Source organism: Clostridium thermarum (genome assembly GCF_006351925.1).
Classification (GTDB): Bacteria; Bacillota; Clostridia; order Clostridiales; family Clostridiaceae; genus Clostridium_AU; species Clostridium_AU thermarum.
This window is the reverse complement of sequence record NZ_CP040924.1, coordinates 1,380,768-1,405,896: the sequence shown is the minus strand read 5'-3', so window position 1 is coordinate 1,405,896 and position 25,129 is coordinate 1,380,768. Positions and strand designations below refer to the sequence as shown.

17 protein-coding genes are annotated in these 25,129 nt (G+C 37.8%); all 17 read right to left on the bottom strand.

Annotation, left to right across the window (positions count from 1 at the left end):
- Nucleotides 1-10: 10 nt before the first annotated feature.
- The 17 genes from FHY60_RS06185 to FHY60_RS06105 all read right to left on the bottom strand — a co-directional run bounded on the left by FHY60_RS06185 (nt 11) and on the right by FHY60_RS06105 (nt 24,845).
- On the bottom strand, nt 11-1,936 hold the full coding sequence (locus tag FHY60_RS06185) for a flagellar assembly protein A (protein WP_139904143.1): 1,926 nt from the start codon (nt 1,934-1,936) through the stop codon (nt 11-13).
- A gap of 188 nt (nt 1,937-2,124) precedes the next feature.
- Nucleotides 2,125-2,952, bottom strand: a complete 828-nt coding sequence (locus FHY60_RS06180) for an aminotransferase class IV (protein ID WP_139904142.1) — start codon at nt 2,950-2,952, stop codon at nt 2,125-2,127.
- Nucleotides 2,953-2,963: 11 nt separating this feature from the next.
- Entirely contained in the window at nt 2,964-3,605 is a 642-nt protein-coding gene (locus FHY60_RS06175; protein ID WP_139904141.1) for an HAD-IB family hydrolase, read from the bottom strand.
- A 43-nt stretch (nt 3,606-3,648) separates the two neighbouring features.
- Nucleotides 3,649-3,996 (bottom strand): DUF1292 domain-containing protein, encoded by a 348-nt coding sequence (locus FHY60_RS06170; protein ID WP_139904140.1) that lies wholly within the window; start codon nt 3,994-3,996, stop codon nt 3,649-3,651.
- A gap of 216 nt (nt 3,997-4,212) precedes the next feature.
- Nucleotides 4,213-7,728, bottom strand: coding sequence for a pyruvate:ferredoxin (flavodoxin) oxidoreductase (gene nifJ / locus FHY60_RS06165; protein ID WP_139904139.1), 3,516 nt, complete (start codon nt 7,726-7,728; stop codon nt 4,213-4,215).
- 157 nt (nt 7,729-7,885) lie between these two features.
- Nucleotides 7,886-9,412 carry an MBL fold metallo-hydrolase RNA specificity domain-containing protein gene (locus FHY60_RS06160; protein ID WP_139904138.1) on the bottom strand — a complete coding sequence of 509 codons (1,527 nt, stop codon included), beginning with the start codon at nt 9,410-9,412 and terminating at the stop codon, nt 7,886-7,888.
- A gap of 15 nt (nt 9,413-9,427) precedes the next feature.
- On the bottom strand, nt 9,428-10,510 hold the full coding sequence (locus FHY60_RS06155; RefSeq protein WP_139904137.1) for an undecaprenyldiphospho-muramoylpentapeptide beta-N-acetylglucosaminyltransferase: 1,083 nt from the start codon (nt 10,508-10,510) through the stop codon (nt 9,428-9,430).
- A gap of 67 nt (nt 10,511-10,577) precedes the next feature.
- Nucleotides 10,578-12,572, bottom strand: coding sequence for an ATP-binding protein (locus FHY60_RS06150; RefSeq protein ID WP_139904136.1), 1,995 nt, complete (start codon nt 12,570-12,572; stop codon nt 10,578-10,580).
- Between the two features lie 68 nt (nt 12,573-12,640).
- Nucleotides 12,641-14,410, bottom strand: a complete 1,770-nt coding sequence (recJ, locus tag FHY60_RS06145) for a single-stranded-DNA-specific exonuclease RecJ (RefSeq protein WP_139904135.1) — start codon at nt 14,408-14,410, stop codon at nt 12,641-12,643.
- 14 nt (nt 14,411-14,424) lie between these two features.
- On the bottom strand, nt 14,425-15,633 hold the full coding sequence (locus FHY60_RS06140; protein WP_139904134.1) for a M16 family metallopeptidase: 1,209 nt from the start codon (nt 15,631-15,633) through the stop codon (nt 14,425-14,427).
- Nucleotides 15,634-15,741: 108 nt separating this feature from the next.
- Nucleotides 15,742-16,308, bottom strand: a complete 567-nt coding sequence (locus FHY60_RS06135; protein ID WP_139904133.1) for a DJ-1 family glyoxalase III — start codon at nt 16,306-16,308, stop codon at nt 15,742-15,744.
- Between the two features lie 152 nt (nt 16,309-16,460).
- A complete protein-coding gene (locus tag FHY60_RS06130) occupies nt 16,461-19,373 on the bottom strand; it encodes a DNA topoisomerase IV subunit A (RefSeq protein ID WP_139904132.1) in 2,913 nt (970 codons plus the stop codon).
- Nucleotides 19,374-19,391: 18 nt separating this feature from the next.
- Nucleotides 19,392-21,347, bottom strand: a complete 1,956-nt coding sequence (locus FHY60_RS06125) for a DNA gyrase/topoisomerase IV subunit B (protein WP_139904131.1) — start codon at nt 21,345-21,347, stop codon at nt 19,392-19,394.
- Between the two features lie 286 nt (nt 21,348-21,633).
- The gene (locus FHY60_RS06120; protein WP_139904130.1) at nt 21,634-22,014 is read right to left on the bottom strand and encodes a hypothetical protein; all 381 of its coding nucleotides are present in this window, start codon (nt 22,012-22,014) and stop codon (nt 21,634-21,636) included.
- Between the two features lie 119 nt (nt 22,015-22,133).
- Nucleotides 22,134-22,472, bottom strand: coding sequence for an arsenate reductase family protein (locus FHY60_RS06115; protein ID WP_139904129.1), 339 nt, complete (start codon nt 22,470-22,472; stop codon nt 22,134-22,136).
- Nucleotides 22,473-22,490: 18 nt separating this feature from the next.
- The gene (locus FHY60_RS06110; protein WP_243122241.1) at nt 22,491-23,591 is read right to left on the bottom strand and encodes an FAD:protein FMN transferase; all 1,101 of its coding nucleotides are present in this window, start codon (nt 23,589-23,591) and stop codon (nt 22,491-22,493) included.
- Nucleotides 23,592-23,723: 132 nt separating this feature from the next.
- A complete protein-coding gene (locus tag FHY60_RS06105) occupies nt 23,724-24,845 on the bottom strand; it encodes a hypothetical protein (RefSeq protein ID WP_139904128.1) in 1,122 nt (373 codons plus the stop codon).
- Between the last annotated feature and the right edge of the window lie 284 nt (nt 24,846-25,129).

Below are 25,129 nucleotides of genomic sequence, written 5' to 3'. Positions count from 1 at the left end.
TGTTACCCCCCTATAACTTTAACTTTTCGATATTCAGTTCACCATTGCTGCCTTGAAATGCATGTACATTTTTGTAAGGTATATCTAAGACCCATTCTTTTCCGCCTACTACTAATATAGTATTCTGATATGCAGTATTTATCCATATGTGCCCATCTTCCTCTACAGCCAGTCTTGTTGCTACTCCACCATTGCTTCCAACGGTCTTACAGCGGATTTCCTTACCAGCATAAATTTCACCGCCTCTTGCCACAGCATTGTCATGTGCAAAAGTAACTGAATTATTGGCAGTAATTTTAGAAACATATTCTCCCATCCCGGTGATGATAATGTCGCCGGAACTGCTTATACTGCTATCTTGACAATAGGGAATTACCAGATTTACAGGAACAGCCAATTTTTGTTTAAGTTCCTCAACCTTTTCTCTAGCCGCTGCCACCAAATCCTCAAGCTGTCCATAATTTATTATAGACAGTGGAGAAGTTCCTACCAGCATCCCTCTGATCAGCAAAATTACTTTATTCACCCCATCAGCTTCATCGTAGACTGAATCCTTTATTATACTGATACAGGTTTTGGTCATGAACTTAAATTTAGTTTCCAATAGGATTTTTATAATTTCTCCATCTGATCTGTTATAACCTAAGAGGTTAAACTTCTTTATCTCAGCCACAGTATCTTCAAGAGCTTTTATTTGTTTAATAAATTCCTCCAACTCATTAATCCTTCTCAGGTTGATTACGTCCTTACCTCCGGCCTCTATCTTAGATGTAATGATATTGCCCTTTATGACAATATCCCCACAGGCTATGACTCTTGCATTTTCTACACTGTTTTCTATTTCAACTGAACCACCGGCTTCCACCAGCATACCCTCTAGAACCTTACCATAAACTTTTACGTCACCGACAAATTTTACGTTACCGTTTTTTATGTTTACATCCCCATGCACTTCGTAATTTTCATTTACATGGAGCACACCGCTTTTTACGCAGGGCCTTCCGTCAATAAGAGCAACTACAGTGTTTTCATCCCTAAGTTCACAACCGTTTCCCACTCTTAAGAGTTTTTTCTTTGCTTCTCTTCTCTTCACTACGTTACCATAGATATCGGTTCCGTTCTTACCAGTGGTTCCGGGTACCCTTTCCGCAATTATATCGCCTTTTTTTACACAGGCGATAAGATTCAAATTCTTATAGTCAATTTTTTTGTAATTGTTATCATCTACATTTAATTGGTTCTTGCCGTTTTGAAATTTGTAACTTATTATATCCTCAACATCATGGATGGGCGGTATACCCTTTGCTATGATAAATTTTTCTTCTGTATTTGCCTTTAAATGCTGCCTTAACTCCTCCTCCTGAATACCAAACTTAATTCCAAGTTTTGAGATTTCAGTTCTGATTTCATCTGCAGTGAATTGCGGAGGCATTATGGTTTCATAGCTTTCCTTTTCCAATACAGCATTATCTGTTTCATCAATATTTTTTAACCGATACTTTACTAAAGGTATATATTTAATGGTGAGAAAAGCTTCTAACCTATCCTCGCTGACGCTTATATCCAAAAGTCTTTTGCTTTCATTTTCATCAAAAAGACAGGAAATCTCATCCTTCGCATAAACAGAAACGGTATTTTCTACCCTCTCCCCGTTAACTACTAAGCAGACACCTTGTCCAGCTCGTACCGTTGCAGGCCTTCCCCCTTCTAAGGGGTCTTTAATATAGACTTTGCCGTCTACAACAAAGACTTTGCCATTCTTATTTTCAACAGGCCGCACAATTTCTTCAACGGAAATAGTTACTGATTTCTTAAATATGCCCTTCTTTTCTTCGATGATTTTGTATTCCAGTTTCTCTTGAGATATATTCATTTCAGAGCAGGCTAATTTCAAACATTCTTCCAGAGAATTACCTCTATAAGTCCTAACTCCCATCAAATACCCCCTTAGTAAAAACAAAGTGTTATTAGAATTAGTATACCAAAAATTTCTCTAATAAACAAAAGAATATTACATTTTTTTGTATAATTACTGAACTATATTTAATTATCGTCAAATTCCTATTTATCTTTAATTTATTTTATAAGTTTTTGATATTTATTCAAGTTATTTTTAAAAAAGTATTAAAGTTTATTCTCTGAAATGTAATTTGCAATTTTTTCGTCAAAAAGTTTTTTAACTTTTTTTATCAGCTCATGGTCAGCTGAGTCGAAGTTATAATTATCTACCCTTTTTATAGGCAATACCTTTGGCGAAGTACCTGAAATAAATAGTCCTTCCAGGGCTCCGATTTTTTCAAAGTGATATCTTTCTTCTGAGAAAGGTATACCAGCGTTTTCAATAAGCTCAATTATAATGTTTCTTGTTATACCTGGCAAAACTGCTTCCACAGGTGAAGTAATTATTCTTCCACTGTGAACCATAAATATGTTTGATTTACTTCCTTCTGTTATATAACCATCTCTGTCTACCAAGATAGCTTCAAATACTTTACATCCCTCTATAGCTGCATCCACCTTTTTCCTAAAGTCTGCATTTATAACCTTTGCATTGGGATTTGCACGTTCTCCATGATAAAGTATTGTATCCACACCCTCTGCATACATCTCTGCTGTAGGATAAGTGTGTTTTAAAAAATATATATAATAATCTCTTTTGTTCTCCCTGTAGTTGAATACAAGCTTAATATTTCCGTTGAATCTTTTTTCCTCTTCTATCAGCTTTCTCATATTTACTTTTATCTCTTCATCACTGAGCAGCATATTCTCGCCTATTAAGCTTGCGGTGTTATGAAACCTGTCTAGATGCTGTTCTAAAAAAAGAGGTACACCGTCAATAACTCTTATGACTTCATATATGGATCTTCCTATCTTGATTTCTTCATCGGAGAATTCTTCCCCTTTTACAGCCTCTCCATTTTTTATCAAAAACTTGCTGTTACACTCATTCATTCTTAACACCTCTATTTCCAGTTTAATATTTTTATACTATCGTGACCTTTTTTAAAGTTTATTAAATATGGATTACCAACTAAGTTTAGCATTGGTAAATCCGATAAGGAGTCTGAAAACATATAGGAGTTTTTAAAGTCTATATCCAGTTTTTTTTCTTGTAAATCCTGCATTAACCTTTTTACCTTCTCCTCCCCTTTGCAATTTTCACCCTCCATTGTACACGTATGTAGCTTATCATTGACCTTGTATCTTGTTCCTATTACCATATCAACCTCCGGAATTCTGTAGAATTCCTTTAAGTAGAACTCGGCAGAGGCGGATATCAAATAGATCAGACACCCCTCAGCTTTGAGCTTTTTAATCATATCTATGGCATCACTATAGAATATTTTGCACAACCTCTTTTCATAAAATTCACTAACCAACTTATTCATTTCATCTTCATGAATACCGCTTACAAAGGATAAAAACGCTTGTTTAGCTTCCTTTAGTTCAATTCTCTTGGTTACATACAGGAGACCATGTCCTAAAGTAGAAGGTAAATGCTTTAACAGCCTTGGCTTTTTCTTTAACATGAACTTATAAAACTCTACAAGCGTTTCCTTGCTAGTTATGGTATAATCTATATCAAAAATTCCTAACCTTACCACAGGTAAATCCTCCTATAAAAAAAAGGCCCTGAGGCCCTTTTAATTATTCTCCTTGAGATAGACTTTGATAATAAGCTGTAACTTCTTCGAACTCAGAGTCCTCTGGAACTACTAATTCTCCTTCGTCACCCTCGCCTACTACCTTAAATAGATAAACTGAGCCGTCATCAGGATTCTGAACTAATACATATTCATTGTCTTTATATTCAAATCCATCAACCACTTCACAGGAAACAACATTTCCTTCTTCGTCCTCTAAATCAACTATCATAGGACCATGGTCATGTCCACAGCCACAACCTTCATGATCATGCTCATGATCATGGTCATGTCCGCATCCACAGCCTTCATCATCACAACATCCGTCGTGTAATCTTTCATCAAACAACATACCAGCTCCGCATCCTATAAATTAATAAGATACGAATTCACCTCCTTTAAGCTTCATGGTATAATTCTACCCCTAATAGACAAATATTAAAAGAGTTTTTTATTATTTTTTAAAAAATAATTTTTATTTATAATTATCAAATGTCAATTTTATCTTACTTAGTACGCACTATTTACTAAGCAAAAAGGCCTAGAGCATAGCTCTAAGCCTTTTATATTATTCTTGTCTAGCAAGTCTCTTGTAGTTTTCCAATCTTTCCTTAGCATCCTGTTCAGTCTTAGCAAATAACTCTTCTGCTTGTTCAGGATATGCTTTTGCCAAGGATGAGTATCTAACTTCACTCATTAAGAAGTCTCTAAAGGATTCCTTTGGTTCCTTAGAGTCTAGGGTGAATGGATTCTTGCCTGCTTCTTTTAGGGTTGGGTTGTATCTGTAAAGCGCCCAGTAACCGCAGTCAACTGCTCTCTTAGCTTCCAGCTGGCTGTTACCCATACCAAGCTTTAAGCCATGGTTTATACATGGAGCATAAGCAATTATTAAGGATGGTCCGTTATAAGCTTCTGCTTCATTTATAGCCTTTATAGTCTGGTTCTTGTCAGCACCCATGGATATTTGTGCTACATATACATAGCCGTAACTCATAGCCATCATGCCCAGGTCTTTCTTCTTTGTTCTCTTACCTGAAGCTGCGAACTTAGCTATAGCTGAAGTTGGTGTAGACTTAGATGATTGTCCACCAGTGTTGGAGTAAACTTCTGTATCAAATACAAGGATATTTACATCTTCACCGCTGGCAAGTACATGGTCTAAACCACCGTAGCCTATATCATAAGCCCAACCGTCTCCACCAAAGATCCAGTTGGATCTCTTAATTAAGAAATCTCTATTTTCATAGATATCTGCAGTTAAGGAATTCTTATCTTTTTCAGCTTCCAATAATGGCAATAGTCTTACTGTAGCCTTCTTAGATTCCTTACCATTATCTTTTACAGCATACCAAGCTTCAAGAGCTTCCTTAAGTTCAGCACTGATATCGCTGTGGATAGCCTTTTGAACTACTTCAGCCAATCTTTCTCTTACCTGCTTAACTCCAAGGTACATACCAAGACCAAACTCTGCATTATCTTCGAATAATGAATTAGCCCATGCTGGTCCCTTACCTTCATGATTTGTAGTGTAAGAGGATGCAGGTGCACTAGCGCCCCAGATTGATGAACAGCCAGTAGCATTAGCTATCATCATTCTATCTCCGAAGAGCTGTGTTACAAGTTTAGCATATGGAGTTTCTCCGCAGCCTGCACAAGCTCCGCTGAACTCTAGTAATGGCTTTTGGAACTGGCTTCCCTTCATAGTATCTTCACTCATTGGATTTTCCTTTGGTGAAAGCTTAGTTGCATAGTCCCAATTTTGAACCTGTTCGCTCTGTGTTTCTAAGGGCTTCATGATTAGGGCCTTCTTAGGTGCAGGACATACTTGAGCACAGTTTCCGCAGCCTGTACAATCCATTGTACTTACTTGGATTCTGTAGTTTAATCCTTCAAATGTCTTTCCTCCATTTGCCTTTTTGCTTGTGAAGGCTTCCGGAGCATTTTCCACTTCTTCTGCATTTAATAAGAATGGTCTTATAGCAGCATGTGGACATACAAATGAACATTGATTACATTGGATACAGTTGTCCATTTGCCATTCAGGTACATTTATAGCAATCCCTCTCTTTTCGTAGGCAGTTGTTCCTGCTGGGAAGGTTCCGTCTACGTGGTTCAAGAATGCGCTTACAGGTAGTTTGTCCCCTTCTTGTGCATTCATTGGCTCAAGAATATTCTTTATAAAGTCTGGAACATTCTTTTCTGCTGTTTCTTCATCAGCAGCATCCTTCCAGCTTTCAGGTACTTCAATCTTCACTAGGGCGTCAATACCCTTATCGATAGCGGCATGGTTCATAGCAACTATCTTTTCGCCCTTTCTGCCGTAGGATTGAACTACTGCGTCCTTTAAATACTTAACAGCATCTTCTACCGGTATAATATCAGCAAGCTTGAAGAAAGCAGATTGCATTATCATGTTAATTCTTCCGCCTAGTCCAACTTCTTGGGCAATTTGTACAGCATTTATTGTGTAGAAATTAATATTATGCTTTGCTATATATCTCTTCATCTTAGCAGGTATATGCTTTTCGATTTCATCTTTATCCCAAATGCAATTCAGCAAGAAAGTTCCATTGTCCTTTAGTCCATCTAAAACATCATACTTATTTACATAGGACTGATTATGGCAAGCCACAAAATCTGCTCTCTTTATTAGGTAAGGTGATTTTATTGGCTTCTTACCAAATCTCAGATGAGAAATTGTTATACCTCCGGACTTCTTGGAGTCGTAGGAGAAGTAAGCTTGAGCATACATGTCTGTATGATCACCTATGATTTTTATAGCGCTCTTATTTGCACCAACAGTACCATCTGAACCTAAGCCCCAGAACTTACAGGACTTTGTTGCAGCATCAGTAGTATCAATTTCTTCGGTAACTGGTAATGATGTAAATGTAACATCATCCTCTATTCCTATAGTAAATCCGTTCTTTGGATTATCTAATTTTAAGTTGTCAAATACGGATAGTATATTTCCAGGCGTAACTTCCTTTGAACCCAAACCGTATCTTCCACCTACAATAACAGGCTTGTGTGCCTTATCATAGAAGGCACTTCTAACATCTTGGAACAATGGCTCACCAGCAGAACCCGGTTCCTTTGTTCTATCAAGTACAGCAATTTTCTTAACAGTACTTGGCATATATTTAAAGAAATGTTCTAATGAGAAAGGTCTAAATAGATGAACAGCCATCATACCAACCTTTTCGCCTCTTGCATTCAAGTAATCTACAGTTTCTTGTATTGTGTCGCAGACAGAGCCCATAGCTATGATTATTCTTTCAGCATCCTCTGCTCCGTAGTAATTAAAGAGGTGATAATCTCTTCCGGTAAGCTTGTTAATTTCATTCATATAGCTTTCAACCAATTCTGGGATTGCCATATAATACTTGTTAGCAGCTTCTCTTCCTTGGAAGTAGATGTCAGGATTTTGTGCAGTTCCTCTTGTTACAGGGTGCTCAGGGTTTAGAGCTCTTCTTCTAAACTCATTTACAGCATCCTTGTCCAATAACTTTTCAAGTTCATCATATTCCAATACTTCAATCTTTTGAACTTCGTGGGAAGTTCTAAATCCGTCAAAGAAGTTTAGGAATGGCACTCTTCCTTTTATAGCAGTTAAGTGTGCCACTGGAGATAGGTCCATAACTTCTTGAACACTGCTGGAAGCAAGCAATGCAAAGCCTGTCTGTCTTGCAGCCATAACGTCTTGATGATCTCCAAAAATTGATAGAGCATGTGCAGCTAAAGCTCTTGCACTTACATGGAATACTGCTGGCAATAATTCACCGGCAATTTTATACATGTTAGGTATCATTAACAGCAGACCTTGGGAAGCTGTATATGTAGTAGTGAGAGCTCCAGCTTGAAGTGAACCATGAACGGCACCTGCAGCTCCAGCCTCTGATTGCATTTCCATAACCTTAACCTTTTGGCCAAAAACATTAAGTTTTCCTTGTGAACTCCATTCATCAACATGTTCAGCCATAGGAGATGACGGAGTAATTGGGTAAATGGCGGCTACGTCAGTAAAAGCATAGGATATGTACGCTGCGGCGGTGTTTCCGTCCATTGTTTTCATTTTTCTCATTGCACTTACCTTCTTTCTTATATATAGAATACTTTTACAAGCCTGAAACTTGACAACTATTATTATAAACTAATAAATTATTTTTGCAACTGATAACAAAATTAGTAAACGGTAATATATATTCCAATAGAATCATATAATTACCGTTTTTCACCAATTATTTCATCTTATTTAATATTTTATCGATATTTCTAAGTACCTCGTCCTTTGAAATATAATCGTCATCAATGGAATTAATATAACTTATGAGATCATTTTTCAGTTTATCTAAAGTGTAGCTTACCTTATTATCAATATTTATATACCTTTTTTCACCAAGTTTCACTACTGAGGCATTGTAACCCTGATCCCGCAAGTCCTGTTGAAAGTTCTTTAAAACTTCTTTGTCTCCATGCACCAGAATGATTTCTTTAGGCTTCTTTCTAAAAGCCCCAAGCCATTTTAGCAAGCCATTTTTATCTGCGTGTCCCGATAGTCCATGAAGGTAATAGACCTTGGCATTTACTGCAACTTCTTCACCAAAGAGGGTAACCTTCTTGGCTCCGTCCAGAATAGCCCTTCCTATGGTTCCTGGTGCCTGATAGCCTACAAATACTATAGAGCATTCCTTTCTCCACAGGTTATGCTTCAGATGGTGCTTAATCCTTCCTGCTTCACACATGCCGCTGGAGGCAATGATAACTGCTCCGTTTTTTACACTGTTTATCTTAGTAGACTCCTCTGAAGACCTTGTGAAGATAAGACCTTCAAAATGTAAGGGGTCATCTCCCTTTTTCACCAAGGTTTTAGCTTCCTCATCATAAATATCGGTGAACCTTTGGAAAATCCTTGTGGATTCCAGGGCCAGCGGACTATCCACATAGACTGTAACCCCCGTCAATATTTTGTTCTCTATAAAATTATTAAAGGCGTATAAGACCTCTTGGGTTCTTCCAACCGCAAAGGATGGAATTATTACGTTTCCCCCTCTTTTAAAGGTATCCTTCACGATACTGACCAGGTGATCCATTTCGTTTCTTACATCTTGGTGAATTCTGTTGCCATAAGTACTTTCCATGATTACATAGTCTGCATGTTCTATATATGTGGGATCTTTAATAATAGGAATATTCAAATTTCCTATGTCTCCGCTGTAAATCAGCTTAATCTCCGTTTTATCATCCTCTTTGATAAACAGTTCTACAATGGCAGCTCCCAGTATGTGTCCCGAATCTTTAAAAACTATCCTAAGGCCTTCAAATAATTGAATGTTCTCATCATAGTCAAAGCCTTCAAAGTTCACCATACACTCTTCTGCATCCTTAGCTGTATATAGGGGCTCTATGGGATCCTGCCCTACCCTCATTCTCTTTCTGTTTTTCCACTCAACTTCCATTTCAGCTATATTTCCGCTATCTCTTAGCATTATACCAGATAGCTCCTTAGTAGCTTTTGTACAATAGACCTTTCCTTTATAACCTCTTTTGTACAACAGAGGTATTCGTCCGCTGTGATCTATATGAGCGTGAGATAGAATCACGTAGTCTATTTCCTCAGCGTCAAAGCTAAAGATCTCATTTATACCTTCCTCTTCATCACTGCCAACGTAGAGTCCGCAATCCAGTAATATTTTTCTACCCAATACATTTATCAAATGGCAAGAACCGGTTACACATTCTGCCGCTCCCATAAATTCTATCTTCACGGTAAAGTTCCCCCCTTACATCTTTGTTTTTTTCTTAATCGACTCCATTATCACACCCACTATTTTTTCTACTGCGTTTTGTAATTCACTTTTTTCCATGGCATTAATAAACTTAGATCTATCCTTATATAATGTATCCAAATCGCTCAACAGTGATTCTTCTTTTAGGTCTTCTTCTTCTAATACCATACTGTAGCCCTTTTTCCTGAAGGATTCCGCATTCAAAATCTGATCCCCTCGACTGGACTTCTTTGACAGCGGGATTAAAAGATTTGGTTTTTTAAGTGCCAATAGTTCATATATAACATTTGCTCCTGCTCTCGATATGACCACATCTGCAGCTGCTAATAGGTCCGGCAGCCCGTCACTCACATACTCGAACTGCTTATAGCCTTCAACGTTCAATGAACTATCTACATTGCCCTTACCACATATGTGTATTATCTGATACTTATTGAGTAAATTCTTTAGACACTTCCTTATGGTATCATTTATCACTTTTGAACCCAGGCTTCCACCAATTATTAAAAGCACCGGTTTTCCATGAGAAAATCCACAGTACTTCATACCTCGTATTTTACTTCCTTTAAACAGGGCTTTTCTTATGGGTGTGCCGGTCAGCACCCCTTTACCGCCTTTTATATGCTGCAGGGTTTCCGGAAAGGTAACGCATATTTTTGTACTATAGGGAAGAGCCAATTTGTTAGCTAGTCCAGGAGTAATATCCGATTCATGAGAAACCACCGGTACCCTATTCAGAAAAGCACCTATAACTACTGGTACTGCCACAAAGCCGCCCTTGGAAAACACTACATCAGGCTTTTCCCTTTTTATTATGTTCACAGCTTCAAAGATCCCCTTTATCACACGGAAGGGGTCAGTAAAGTTCTTTATGTCAAAATATCTTCTCAGCTTTCCGCTGGAGATTACATGGTACTTGATCTTTTCTTCTGTGATTATCTTTCTTTCTATTCCCTCAGCGGTACCTATATACTGTACTTCAAACCCTTCTTTTATCAGATTAGGTATCAGAGCCAGATTGGGAGTCACGTGTCCCGCAGACCCTCCACCAGTCATGATTATTTTATATTTTGCCATTTTGGTCACCTCATTATTTTACTAGTTAAAATTGATAATTGCCATTTGACAATTGTCCATTAATATGTTAGTCGATATCTGAAAACTCAATATTGATTTTCTCCTCCATATTGACATCCATCAATGCAAAGCTTTCACTTTCAGCATAGTCAATACAAAGCTTTTTAAAGCTTAATATAAATTCTGTTCCCACATCAACAGTGCTCTTGACCTCTATAGTTCCTCCCATTAATTCCACAAACTTCTTAACCAAAGATAAGCCCAATCCGGTTCCCTCTGCCCTTCTGGAAAGTGAACTGTTTACCTGAGCGAACCTATCAAAAATTGATTCTATCTTGTCCTTTGGTATGCCGATGCCTTGGTCTGAGACAGATAGGGTAAAGCAATTATCTTTTTCCTCAATCTTAGTTATGATCTTCTTACCCGATGGAGTAAATTTCATAGCATTAGACAGAAGATTCAGCAGAATCTTCTCATACTTATCCTTATCCATATTCACATAAAGCTGATTACAATTTGAGATAAATACTAACTCTATTTCTTTTACCTTAGCATATGAATTGATTGAGTTAACCACGTACTCTGTATTAGAAACAATGTCAAAGTTCGAAATATTTAAGGTTAGGAAACCCGCTTCAGCCTTAGTTATATCCAAAATGTTATTAATAAGCTTAAGAAGTCTGCTGCAGTTTTGGCTTATCCTCACCATATTTTTATGAATATTCGGGGTTATTTCCTTTCCATATACATTATATGCCAATTGCAGTGAGGAATGTATTACCGTCAATGGTGTTCTCAATTCGTGAGAAATTAAGGAAAAAAATTCATCTTTTATATTGGATATATTTTCTAAATGCATACTTCTACAGGTTTCCTCTGTAATATCCATGGCACTTATCAAAATCAAATTGGTATTTTTATTTCTATCCTTAAGTGGTTTAAATTTTATTTTATAGTATCTTTTTTCTCCATCATTGTTAAGTTCAAAGGGAGAGTAACTGCATTCCACCCCATTATTACCACAATTTAAAATAGCCTCATTTATTTCTTTATACTCCTCACCTATGAGCAGTTCTTTTAGGGACAAAGACCTTTCCCCTCGGTTTTTACACTTGTCACCAAAGATTTTATTGGCAAATTCTCTAAGCTTGCCATTTGCCAAAGTTATCTCCAGCAGAGGATATGATACTACTGCCACGGGAATATCCATGGTGTTAATGACATCATTAATGAAAGCTGCCTGCTCTTGTACAAGTCTTTCATGGAGCTTAATATCTGTTACATCCTTCATAGTTACAATACTGTATACAAACTCATCATTTTCGTCTTTTATAGGTGAATTATTAAATTCTATAAACTTTCGTTCCCCTGTATCTTTATGAATGAGTAAAATCACCACATTTTTCATCAGAAGCTTATTATTAAAAATATTGTCAAGGCATCCTGTACTTTCCTCATCATTGATGTTTTCTATGATATAGTTAGAAAAAATGTTTGGATAGTCTTTCAGACTCTCCTCAGACACATCAATAATTGAGTATATGAATTTATTACAGAAATTGTACTTTCCCTTGCTGTCCAAAACAATAAGCCCCTCAGATATGTTATTCATTACATCTTTTAGATGCATCATATATTCTTTTTCTCTTTTTCTCAAGATCTCAATAATCTCACATTTACTTTTAAGCTCCGTAGATATTGTAATGAACTCCTGCCTTTCTTCCCTCAATTTGAGAAGCTTTGACATCATACGGCCTTCAAGGGAGGATGCTTCAGAATTTTTCTTTATTATATATGCTGTAATTTTATCCTTACTATTCTTTAGTATAATGTCCAGACAGGTCTCCTCATTATATTTAAAATCATTTAATCTATATTCTTCTTCGCCTTCCTCTATTATATCCATCAAAAAAAATAGAGGCTGACATTCTTCTATGGTGATACCTGCTTTATGATCAATTGAAAAGATTTTGCAGAAGTAATCATTTACCGTCTCAATAATCAGTGTGTTCTTATCTATAACTGCTACTCCAAAGGGTAAGTGTTCTATATTTACTTCCATATAAATTCCCCCAAATTATATACTTCATTATACTAATTCTATAAACTTACATAATTTCCCTCTTTTTTCTAAAATCTTATATCTTTTATTATAAGCTGTAAGCTTATAGATCCATTGTATTCATTTATGTCCGGATAGTAAATGATATCAGCCTTGACCTCCCCAATCACTCCTGCAAGAAATCTATCATAACTTACTTCATCATAGGCTTTCACAAAAGCATCTTTAAAGTATCCTGGGGAATCAAAGAAAATCCCATAGATCTTATTAAATCCCTCTCCTGTGCGCATCATCAGTTTTACTACATTCTTTTCCCTGCCAATAAGGTAAACCCTCTCTATAACCACTTCTTTTTCAGCGAAGACCGGTGGAGGATTACCTTTGCCAAAGGGCTCTAATTTTTGAATTTCATCCACCAGCTTAAGGGAAACATACTTTAGAGGAAGCTTTTGATCTATTCTCACCTTAGGCTGCAGTTCTTCCTCTGTAAGGGTACAATTTTCATTTAATCGCTGACGCAATTTATGGATATTTTCTTCTTTAAGAGATAGGCCAGCTGCCATTGGATGACCTCCGAACTTCTCAAGCATGTCCTTGCACTTAACAAGTTCCTCGAACATATTGTAAGCCTCTATAGATCTGGCAGACCCTTTGGGCATATCCTTACCCTTTGTCAGCACAATAGTGGGAAGGTTGTATTGCTCTTTAATTCTTCCCGCTACTATACCCGCAATACTTTCGTGGGTTTGCTCATCATATACTATCAGGACCTTATCCCTATCCATTTTTTCTGTTTCTATTAACTTTGATATCCTCTCTACACTGCTGAGGGTGATGTTTTGCCTTTCTTCATTTAAATCTCTTAACCTCTTGGCAAGATAAACAGCCTCATCTTCATCCTCACAGAGCAGTAATTCAACAGATAATCTGGCACTTTCAAGTCTTCCTGTGGCATTAATACAAGGTCCTATAACAAATCCTAAATGATAGGCGGTTATGGTTTTATTGTCCAAACCACACTCTGCCATCAAAGCCCTTAGGCCAAGATTGTCAGTATTATTTAGCATTTCCAGTCCCTTTTTGGCAATAATTCTGTTTTCATCAACCAAATCCACCACATCACAGATTGTGGCAATAGCTGCATATTGCAACAGTTCATGTGCTTCTCCTCTGTCTATGCCCATGGCTTCATACAAGACCTCCGTAAACTTATAGGCAATCTCCCCACCACATAATTGTTTAAAGGGGTATGGGCAATCCTCCTGTTTTGGATTTATTACAGCATCCGCTTCCGGCACCAAATACCTTTTGATCCCATCTTCATCTGCAAAAGGCACGTCGTGGTGGTCTGTAACAACCACTTGCATTCCCAGTTCCTTTGCATGCTTTATCTGCTCATAGGCAGCAATACCGTTGTCACAAGTAAGTATCACTTCACAGCCCTCTTCACTCAGCAGTCTTATTCTGTCCTCATTCATACCGTAGCCTTCACTCTCTCTATCCGGTATATGATATGAAACATTTGCTCCGCATCTTGCTAAGGCTTTGTACAATATATAGGTACTGATAACCCCATCCACGTCATAATCGCCATAGATATAGATCTTCTTCCCCATTTTTATGGAGTCTCTTATAATGGCTACTCCCTTATTCATATCCTTCATTAATTTCCCATCATATAAATCCTCTAAAGATGCTCTCAAGAACCTTTTTATCTCTTCAGGTCGTTTTATATCTCTATGAACCAAAAGCGAGGCAATGATTGGGTTAACCTCAGCCTCCCTGGCCACTGCCATAATATCGGTACTTGTTTGCTTTAACATCCAACGTCTTTCCATGCACCAAACTCCTCTCAGGATGATAATATTTGAATTGACGGATTTTTCAAAACCCTATCTATAACGGTTCTTATATCCTTGGAATTAATATTGTAGTTAATTTCATGACTAAAAGCATACCTGTAATCTCCATACATCAGTTGACAGGTTGTAACTTTTTTGCACCATTCTATAGACCTTTCAAGAGCCAGACTATTTTTTAACGCTAGTCTTTTCTGTATTTTATATATGCAGCCTTCTTCTTCCCAATTATAATTTCTGGCTCTTATAATGCAGTCCTCTACTGATTTAATTGCCGCATTAATATTCTCTCTGGAAGTACTTATATTTATAGAAAAGAGCTTAATGCCTCTTTCATTTTTTATTGCACTCCCTACCTCATAGGCTAAGGCCTTCTCAGTCCTCACTACATCGTACAGTATGGAACTTGTACCCTCACCAAATATTATATTTAAGTAATGCAAAGCCATAATTTCCTTCCAGGTCAAATCCTCTATTCCATAGCAAAATTGAAGCTTCGCCCCTTGTACATTGCCTTCATTAAAAAAAATACCAGGTTTGTTCTTATCATAGACCAGGTCTTGTTGAAAGCTCATTTCTCTTTTCCACTTACCAAAGTTTTCATTAACTGTTTCATAGATAAAATCAAAATCCAGTGAAGTAGCAACGCTTATCACACAGTTATTTGAACAATAAAACCTGTTATAAAATTCTTTCAGTTCTTTTAAGGTAATCCTGCCTATGCTTTCTTCACTTCCTATTATCAATTCCTTAATCCGTCTTTGTGAATAGGCATTCTTAAGAAGCATATCTTCACAGGTCTGGGTTGGGTCTTCTCTCCAATCTCTCAATTCTTCACTGATAACTTTCATCTCTTCATAAAAGCCATCTTCAGGGAAGGTTGGATTTAAAAGAATATCACTGTAAATATTAAAGCCCCTTATAAAATCTTCACTCATCAATGTGCCATAATATATTACATAGGGATAATTTGTCATAGCATTATTAAATCCAAAAACCTCGTCCATGGCTATATTAATCTCTTTTTCAGTCTTACTGGATGTAGCTTTAAATACCATATGTTCGACGGCATGGGCTACACCTGCATTAAACCCAGTCTCCTCCAAAGCTCCTGCATTAAATCCTATACAAAAGGAGGTCAGTGCACTATTTCTTTTTTCACAGATCAGTTTAATACAATTATCTAAAATATACTCTTTCATTTAATACCTCCAAAAGAAAATAAGGACATGAGTCTCTAAGTCCCAATGTCCTTATTATATCAAAGTTAAGCTTCCATATAATGACTATTAAGTATTTTTGTAAAAATATTATTCACGGTTACAGGAATTTGCAAAGTTGTACAACATACCTTCCTTAAGTTCCTCTGCTTCCTTTTCCAGTCCCAGGGCCTCCAACAGTGCATAGGCAAAAGGAAAGGCTGTAGCAGGTCCTCTGCTGGTCAGTATGTTATTATGTAAAACCACCAGGTCTTCCTTGTACACACTATTATCTAAAACATTTTTCACACTAGGATAAGAAGTTACGTTATGACCGTTAACTATACCGGCCTCAGCTAAAACTATAGGTGCCGCACATATGGCTGCCGTTATTCTGCCGCTCATATAAAAATCCTTCACAAGTTGTACAACCCTTACGTTGTTCTTTAGAACATCAGCACCGGGTCCTCCAGGCAATACCACTGCATCATATCCCCTCTGGTCTATATCGTCCAAACATATATCGCTCTTTACTTCAATGCCGTGAGAACCGGTAACATAGGTCCCTTTCAAAGAGCACATATCACATTGGACTCCGGCTCTTCTCAAAATGTCTACTACAGTAAGCGCCTCAATCTCCTCAAAGCCCTCTGCCAGAAAAAGTAATACTGTCTTCATTTGATACCCCTCCAATTGTAAACGTTTTATAATAATTGAAAATTGACAATGGACAATTGTCAATTTAAATGCTTTGTATTATTAACAGCATTTTCTATTAACTTTTATTATATTCGCAAACAGTTCGTCTTTCAACCTACCTGCTGTATTCTTCATACTATTTTAACATCTTTTACATAGTCATCTAATACAATAAGCATCAAGCTGTTTCCTCTGCCTGCCCTGTTTTGAAGCTTAATGTCAACGATTTTTACTCTTTTTTCTTCTTTCCTGTTGGAGGTCAGCAATAGCTCTCTTCCTCCTTCGGCGTCAACTGCTATCTCTTCAGAGCCATCTCCGACATAGATAATGTCTCCGAATACAACCTCATCATCTTCCTTTAGACTTATTCCTGTGACTCCGGAAGTTATTTTTCCCATTGCATTAATCGATGCCACTTCGAACTTGATGGCCATTGCCTTTTTAGTAACAATGACAGCACTGCTATACTCACCATAGGCAACCTTCACACTGACCAAGGCATCTGCTTCGCTCTTTAACTTATAAACCTGGATACTTAGATGAGAGCTGTTCAACTCCTCCAATGTTGTTTTCTTTATTAAACCCTTTTTACTGAAGAAGTAAATATAACCTTCCCTGTTATAATCCCCTACGGTTACTACCTCCAGTATGCTATCCTTTATAGGATCATAATCGAAAGTGAGGTCCTCAAGCTTTATGCCATCTTTTGCATTCTGGAACATATAGGCCGGCAGCTTGTATGCCCTGCAATTATCTGCAAATATCAAAATGTCGTCCTCATTGGAAGCCGTCAACTTATAATCACTTTTGCCCCTATAGTTGTCAACCTGCTTTATTGTACCCTTAGAATTTACTGTCAAATTAAATGGCAGGAATTCATAGCTTTCTCTGAAGGTAACACTTACCAATTCATCTTTGGCACTCAGCGGTGTCAATTGTGTTCCCAGAAGGTTTCTGTCTGCATTCTCCAGCTGGGGCTCTCTTATAGTAAAGTTTAAGCCAAGCTTTGTGGTTACTTCTATAAATGCCCCCTGCCTATCACTTGAAATCAACTCCACACAGATGAGTTTCTCATCATCCTTCAGCTTTAAGGCTAGAAGCTTAGTATAGCTTGTAACAAATTTATCTAGTGAGGTTTTCTTCATATAACCCTTACTTGTTGAGAATAGGAAACTCTTCTCCACACTAAAGTCTTGCAGTGAGAAAACCCCAACAACTTTTTCTTGTCCTAGGTCCAATCCTCTTATTAAGGCATCCAGCTTCTCGCCTTTTTCCTTCCATTTGTATTCCGGTATATCAGTCCCCTTCAGCTGATACATATTTCCCTTGTCAGTAAAGAACACTACCGTATCACGAGTATTGGACTGAAGAAGATATTTGTTATAATCCCCTTCTCTATATTCTATGTCCGAAACATCGGTATTAGATCTGTTATAGGACTTAAGAGGTATTCTCTTGATATAGCCTTCGTTGGACATAGTGATCATTGTATCTTCAACGATTATCAATTCTTCTGCATCAATCTTTGCCTCAGTTTCATCTTCAATAATTTCTGTTCTTCTGTCATCACCAAACTTTTCTACTATTTCAAGAAGCTCATCCTTAATAACCTTTAATAGTTCCTTTTCGCTGCCCAAGATTTTTCTCAATTTGGCAATGAGCTTTTCCAAATCCTTATATTCTTTTTCAAATACTTTTATCTCCAAGCCAGTAAGCCTATACAGCATTAACTCAAGGATTGCTTCTGCCTGTAGTTCACTAAAACCAAACTTTTGAACCAGCTTTTCCTGAGCATCTTTTTTGGATATGGAGGCCCTTATGGTTTCTATTATTTCATCCATAATATCAATAGCCTTAATAAAGCCCTCTACGATATGGAACCTTTTTTCTGCCATATCCAGTTCCCTTTGAGTCCTTCGGGTAATTACCTCTTTCTGGTGATCCAAATAGTGCATCAATATGCTCTTCAGCCCTAAGGTCTCAGGCTTGCCTTTAGTTAAGGCAACCATGTTAAAGCTTAAATTACTCTGCAGGTCTGTTTTCTTATATAGGTATTTCAAAACCTTATCTGCTGTTTCATAGTCCGTAGACTTTCTGAATTCTATAACTGCTCTTATACCGTTTCTATCAGATTCATCTCTTATGTCTGTGATTGCCTCCAGCGCCTTGGAATGCTTTTTATCACCAGTCATCTCAGAAATGGTCTGCAAGATCTTGGCCTTATTTTTTCTATAGGGAAATTCAGTTATCACAATACCAAGCCTTCCGGTTTCCAATTTTTCTATACTGGCCTTAACCCTTAGGGTAACCCTACCTTCCCCGGTTTCGTAGGCGGACAGGAGAGAGTTCTTTCCTATAAGTATGCCACCGGTAGGTAGATCCGGACCTTTAATATACTCCATCAGTTCTTTGGTAGTAATCTCTCTGTTATCAATACAGGCTATCAAGCCCTGTACAACTTCCCTCAAATTATGTGGTGGAATATTGGTTGCAAGGCCTACAGCTATACCAAAGGCTCCATTTACAAGTAGATTTGGATATCGGCTTGGAAGTACCTCCGGCTCCAATTCCGAGTCGGAGTAATTGGCTACCATATTCACTACATCCTTATCTATATCCCTGATCATCTCCATGGCTATGGGAGTCAATCTTGCCTCAGTGTAACGCATGGCTGCAGCACTGTCACCGTCTATAGACCCCCAGTTACCATGGCCATCAATCAAAGGCTTTCTGGTGGTGAAGTCTTGCGCCAGAATAACCATGGCATCATATACGGAGGAATCTCCATGAGGATGAAACTTACCCAAAATGTCTCCCACAATTCTTGCAGACTTATAATAGGGCTTATCCGGCGTAGCTCTCAGCAAATGTGCTCCATATAAGATCCTTCTATGAACCGGCTTTAGTCCATCCCTGACGTCTGGAAGGGCTCTATCCTTTGCAACCTCCACAGCATAAGGCAGATAGTTGTCCGGCATAGCCTCTTCCAAGGGCACCCTGATAATATTATTGTCCCTTGGAATTCCGTTGCTCTTCTTTACCATTCTATCTTCTCCAATCCGTTAAAATTCAGCGTACTTATACATATAATTTTTTCTTGGTTCTACCACATCACCCATGAGAAGGGATATCATCTTCTCAGCCTTAGAGGCATCTTCAATGGTTACCTGCTGCAGGGTTCTTGTCTCCGGATTTAGTGTGGTTTCCCAAAGCTGGTCAGGATTCATTTCTCCCAGTCCCTTATATCTTTGAATTAATGCCCCCTTGCCCACTGCCTTTTTAACCTTCTCCAATTCTTCGTCACTATAGGCATACTGAACAATGTCACCCTTCTTAGTTTGCTTATAGACCTTGTACAAGGGTGGTAGGGCCATATAAAGATGTCCATTGGTTATTAAAGGCCTCATATATCTATAGATATAGGTCATCCATAGGGTTCTAATGTGATAGCCATCCACGTCCGCATCGCTCATGATTATGATCTTGTTGTATCTCAAGTCCTTCTCATTGTAGTTATCCAAAACACCGGTTCCTATAGCTGCGTTGAAGATCTTTAGCTCCTCGCTGGCAAGTACATTCTCCAGCTTCTGCTTTTCCGTATTCATAATCTTACCCTTAGAAGGCATTATGGTTTGGAACCTCCTGTCCCTGGCCTGTTTAGCACTTCCTCCGGCGGAATCTCCCTCAACAATTATGAACTCACAGTACTCAGGGTCTTTCATAGTACATACGGCAATCTTTCCTGCCAGTGGGGCAGCACCCTTTCCTATCTTTTTCTTTTCTGCTTCGTTAATCTTCCTAATTTTCTCTCTTCTAGCCGCCGCCTCCACTGCATTGGTTATAATACCGGAAGCTACTTCTTTATTGTCCTCAATCCACTCTGAGAATTTAGTGTAGCTTAAATCGTTCATCATAGTGTAGGCTTCATTGTTGCCGAGCTTAGTCTTAGTTTGGCCTTCAAAAATCGGATTTGACAGCTTAATTCTCACAATGGCCGTCATACCTTCTCTTAGGTCGTCCCCTTCAAATTCCTTATCCTTTTCTTTTATAATATTCAATTTTTTAGCCCATTCCTTGAAGGCTCTGGTCATACCTGTCTTAAAACCTGACTCATGGGTACCAGCTTCAGTGGTAGGGATGTTATTTACATAGCTTGCTATGTATTCTGTAGAGGAATCTGTGAACTGAACACAAACTTCAGCATATAAAAACAAGCCGTTTACTTCTCTTTCACCCTCGAATAGGATGGGCTGCTGATGGAGTACAGTTTTACTTTCATTCAGATAGTCTATGAAGTCTAGGAGTCCTCTCTCAGAGTGATAGGTTTTCTCAACGGGTTCATCCTTTCTGTTGTCTATAAGTATAAGAGTTATACCCTTATTCTGAAAGGACAGTTCTTGAAGTCTTTCGTCAATTACTTCCCATTTAAATTCCGTAGTGGTAAAAACCTTTTTATCAGGCAGAAAGGTCACCTTTGTACCGGTTTCATTGCTTTTTCCCACAATTTCAAGTTCTGTCACCGGGGTGCCGGGCATCATCTTTTTCAAGGACTTATCATAAGCGTACTCAAAACGCTGTCTATATACATGTCCGTTTTGATAAACCTCTACCTCCAGCCACTCAGACAGCGCGTTCACCACCGCTGCACCTACACCGTGCAGTCCACCGGAGGTCTTGTAGTTCTTATTATCAAACTTTCCGCCGGTATGGAGCTCAGTATAAACCATCTCAACACCAGACTTTTTCTTAACAGGATGTATGCCGGTAGGGATTCCTCTCCCATTGTCAATAATGGTTACACTCTTATCCTTGTTTAGGATAACAGTTGCCTTATCCCCATAGCCATTGGATATTTCATCAATGGCATTGTCCAGCACTTCCCATATGCAGTGATGAAGTCCTTTACTGCCTGTTGAACCGATATACATTCCCGGCCTCACTCTTACCGGCTCTAGCTTTTCTAAGGATGTCAAATCCGTGACATCATAACTGCTTTTCATATTTTCATCCTTATTCATTTTGTTGTCCCCCCTGTGGAAATACTTATGCAGTTTCCATACTTTCATTAGCTATGTGCATCTTTATTTATAACCTCATATTCTCCATCGTATGCAAATATATGTTTGGAATCACTTAATTTATCATTGCAGATTATCAGTATATTGTCAATATAATTTCAAAAAGAGATAATCCACCAATTATTTTATCACGGACAGTGATATATTACAAATACTGAAAAATGTATATAAAAATCACCTTATAATAAACCTATCCAGATTTATTATAAGGTGATATATAAATATGCTATTCATCTTTTGTCTTCATCTCTAGTGCACAGGCTAATCTTACTAAGTACCTTAAAGCATTGTCCCCTAGGTCACTTCCTATGTCTACTTCTCTGATGGCTTCCCTTGCCATAGCAATGGCCCTATCCTCTTTCAGCTTGTCACTGTCACCGCCGTAGGTTTCCTCCACAAACTTTACAACAGCAGCAACCTGCCTAAGGATCTTTTTAACATTTTCCTTTGTAGCTTCATGGTTCTCCAATTGGGCAAGAATTGTATAGGTTATTCCATAGTAGTCGTCATCCCTGATTACCCCTTTTTCCCTCAGGAAATATATAAAGTATGCAATGCCCAACACCATTAGTACGATTAAGACGTATTGAATTATTAATTCGGTCATATGCTACCTCTTATATAATGCTATAGTACATTATATGCAGGCAGGCTATTTTGCGACGCAAAAAAAGAAAATTGCGTATTAACGCAATTTATTTTTAATCCGAATTTCCTAATCTTATACTACTGCCAGCCCTTCCAAACCTCCGGCTTATAGCCCACAGTGGCCTGTTTCCCATTACGGACTATAGGCGTTTTGTAGAGCTTAGGGTTGTTTAGAAGTATTTCTTCCTTTATGCTTGCGCTTTTGATGTTTGCAAGATTTAAGGTCTCATATTCTTTAGCTGATGTGTTTATCAGTTCATCGAGGCCAACGGCTATTCTAACGCTTTCCAGTTCTCTTTTGCTTAAGCTCTTTTCATTCAAGTTGATAAACTGAAATTTAATTCTTCTCTCTTTGAAGTACCGTTCTGCTTTCTTAGTGTCAAAACATTTCTTTGTGCCGAAAATTTGTATATTCATAGTTTTCTCTCCTATGTGTTAGTTTGCTCTTGCTCCAGTTGCACCATAACTTTTCATAATTTTTTTCATGCCCTCCGTAACTTCAATTTTCCCGTCCTTCATCACCCACATGGCCTCCACATTGTCTAAGCACTCCACCAGGGCACGGCTTTTTTCGTAAGGCAGTAAAAACACAGTAGTGGATAAAAAATCTGCCAACCCTGAATCATTAACCACAACGGTAACCGCACTGTAGTAATCTCCGGGCATTAATGTATCTGGATCAATTAAATGATGGTATACCTCTCCGTCTACAATATAATATCTTTGATAGTCTCCGCTGCTTACAACAGAAGCATTGCTTACAAAAACAGTATCAAGGGTATTCTCCTCATCAGAAAATATGACTTTATTAGGATCCTGAAGTGCTATTCCCCACCTCTCTCTTATTCCGTCAAGGGGTTTTCCCATGGTCCTCACATTGCCGCCGGCATTGATAATACCTGACTGCATACCTTGAGCCATAATTTCCTTTGCCACAATTTCTGTAGCATAGCCTTTTGCTATAGCTCCCACATCCAAGCTCATTTCCTTTTCCGCCAGATACACTGTGCTGTTTTTCTCATCCACAATGACCTTTTCTATGTCAGTATGCTTTACAGCTTCCTGAAGTTTTTCCATTGGAGGTAGTTTTGCATTTTCAGGATCGTCTTTACCTGCGGTACGGTAATCATGCCAGATTCTTAAAACAGAGCCCATTGCAATATTGGTACGTCCACCGGTCCGTTTGTACCAGTCCTTTGCAAAGAGTATTAAATCTATTATCTCTTTATCTACCTTAACAGGCTTTATGCCGGCGTTGTCGTTAATTGTCTTTATATTATTAATTCCTTCATAGTTATTGTATATATCATATAATTTATGAAGTTCTTTGAACCTGGCCTGTATCTTTTCCATATAGCCATTAAACTCTTCTTCTGTCTTTGTATAGGCTACCACATTTATTATTGTATCAAAGGTATCATAAAAGCTTTGACTAAATTTTACATATTCGCTTTTCTGCTCTCTTTTACAGCCGCTAAAAATTATAAGAACAAGGGATAATATCATGAATCCGACAGCAATTCTTTTCATTCGCATTATGGTTTCCTCCCATTGCAGTATAATATACAGTTAACATCTATTTAATGATAGCAAAAGCCTCATATCTTAACAAGCGGTAAATTTTAAAAACTCCCCCACAGTACTGTGAGAGAGTTTTATATTTACTTATTATTTAGCGTTTTTGCTTGACTCTTCAAGAGCTGCTAAGTAATCTTGAACGCTTATTGATACTGAAGACTTTAAGTCAGCTTCATCTGGAACTGCTGGATGAGAATCATCCTTCTTTACAGTTTTCATTCCAGTTATTTCAGAAACAGTCTTACCAACCATCCAATCTTGAAGTGCTGCTGCTTGTTCATACCATTCCTTACCGATAGCTGAGGCCTTCTTCATGCCATATTCTTCTTTAAGTTCAACCTTAGTCTTAAGCTCAGCAGCTTTGTCGCTAGTTACTTTACCAGTATTATCGAAGTTTACTTTAGTTTGAGCATTATCTATTAAAGCCGCAGCAACTTTACCATCTTTATCAAACGCGCTTGCTACCATTACTGTATCAACCTGTGCTAATGGAAGAACTTCTTTTCCATCTTTTGTTGCAAGGCCCTTTGATTTAGCTATTGATACATTGTGGCCAAGACCAACCTTAACAGCTCCGCCCTTAACCTCAACTGCATTCTTATATGCTTCTTCTACAACAGCAATATATCCTTCAACAGATATTGAAACTGAGGACTTTAAGTCAGCTTCATCTGGAACTGCGGGATGAGAATCATCCTTCTTTACAGTTTTCATAGCCTTTATTTCTTCAACAGTCTTGCCAACCATCCACTTTTCAAGTTCAGCAATCTGCTCGTACCATTCTTTACCGATAGCTGATGCCTTCTTCATTCCATATCCATCTTTTAGCTCAACCTTTGTCTTTAACTCAGCATTAACATCTGACTTTAATGTAAGGTCCTTGTTGAATTCAACTTTAGTCTGTGCATTGTCAATTGTTACACTTACAACCTTACCGTCCTTGTCAAAACCTACAGCTGCCATTATTGTATCAACTTGTCCAAGAGCAGTAACATCTGCACCGTCTGCATCCTTAGATTTAGCAATTGATGTGCTTTGTCCCAGACCTAGCTTAACTATTGCTCCTTCTTCAGTCTTTGTTCCTTCTTCTACTTTTGTGCCTCCATCAGTCTTATTTCCTTCTTCAGTCTTTTTAGCTGAGGAACATCCTGCAATTAATGCAACTGTCAAAATTGATGTTACAATCATTGATAATACTTTTTTCTTTTTCATGTTTCACCCTCCATCCGTTTTTAACAACGTTTTTCATTCCCAAATAAATACTATCATATTGTTAATTAATAGACAATATTTTTTTGAAAAATTTTTAGAAATATATTATTATTTACATTACATGTACATATATACAAATATTTTATGTTATTCTCCGGATTTTCCAATGGCAACTTTTTCTTGGATGGTCTTATCGCCAGTACTTATATTGTCAAATGGCACTTTTCCTTCAAAAAACTCTACTGTTGTTAAAATATTATTTTAACAAAACTGTTTTCTTGTTT

Bases quoted from the DNA above. Each gene is read 5' to 3' on its own strand.
- FHY60_RS06135 (WP_139904133.1), bottom strand. From the start codon at position 16,308: ATGAAGACAGTATTACTTTTTCTGGCAGAGGGCTTTGAGGAGATTGAG.
- FHY60_RS06110 (WP_243122241.1), bottom strand. From the start codon at position 23,591: ATGCGAATGAAAAGAATTGCTGTCGGATTCATGATATTATCCCTTGTT.
- nifJ (WP_139904139.1), bottom strand. From the start codon at position 7,728: ATGAGAAAAATGAAAACAATGGACGGAAACACCGCCGCAGCGTACATA.
- FHY60_RS06140 (WP_139904134.1), bottom strand. From the start codon at position 15,633: ATGAAAGAGTATATTTTAGATAATTGTATTAAACTGATCTGTGAAAAA.
- FHY60_RS06105 (WP_139904128.1), bottom strand. From the start codon at position 24,845: ATGAAAAAGAAAAAAGTATTATCAATGATTGTAACATCAATTTTGACA.
- FHY60_RS06185 (WP_139904143.1), bottom strand. From the start codon at position 1,936: ATGGGAGTTAGGACTTATAGAGGTAATTCTCTGGAAGAATGTTTGAAA.
- FHY60_RS06130 (WP_139904132.1), bottom strand. From the start codon at position 19,373: ATGGTAAAGAAGAGCAACGGAATTCCAAGGGACAATAATATTATCAGG.
- FHY60_RS06120 (WP_139904130.1), bottom strand. From the start codon at position 22,014: ATGACCGAATTAATAATTCAATACGTCTTAATCGTACTAATGGTGTTG.
- FHY60_RS06115 (WP_139904129.1), bottom strand. From the start codon at position 22,472: ATGAATATACAAATTTTCGGCACAAAGAAATGTTTTGACACTAAGAAA.
- FHY60_RS06125 (WP_139904131.1), bottom strand. From the start codon at position 21,347: ATGAATAAGGATGAAAATATGAAAAGCAGTTATGATGTCACGGATTTG.
- FHY60_RS06170 (WP_139904140.1), bottom strand. From the start codon at position 3,996: ATGTTGTTTGATGAAAGATTACACGACGGATGTTGTGATGATGAAGGC.
- FHY60_RS06150 (WP_139904136.1), bottom strand. From the start codon at position 12,572: ATGGAAGTAAATATAGAACACTTACCCTTTGGAGTAGCAGTTATAGAT.
- FHY60_RS06180 (WP_139904142.1), bottom strand. From the start codon at position 2,952: ATGAATGAGTGTAACAGCAAGTTTTTGATAAAAAATGGAGAGGCTGTA.
- recJ (WP_139904135.1), bottom strand. From the start codon at position 14,410: ATGGAAAGACGTTGGATGTTAAAGCAAACAAGTACCGATATTATGGCA.
- FHY60_RS06155 (WP_139904137.1), bottom strand. From the start codon at position 10,510: ATGGCAAAATATAAAATAATCATGACTGGTGGAGGGTCTGCGGGACAC.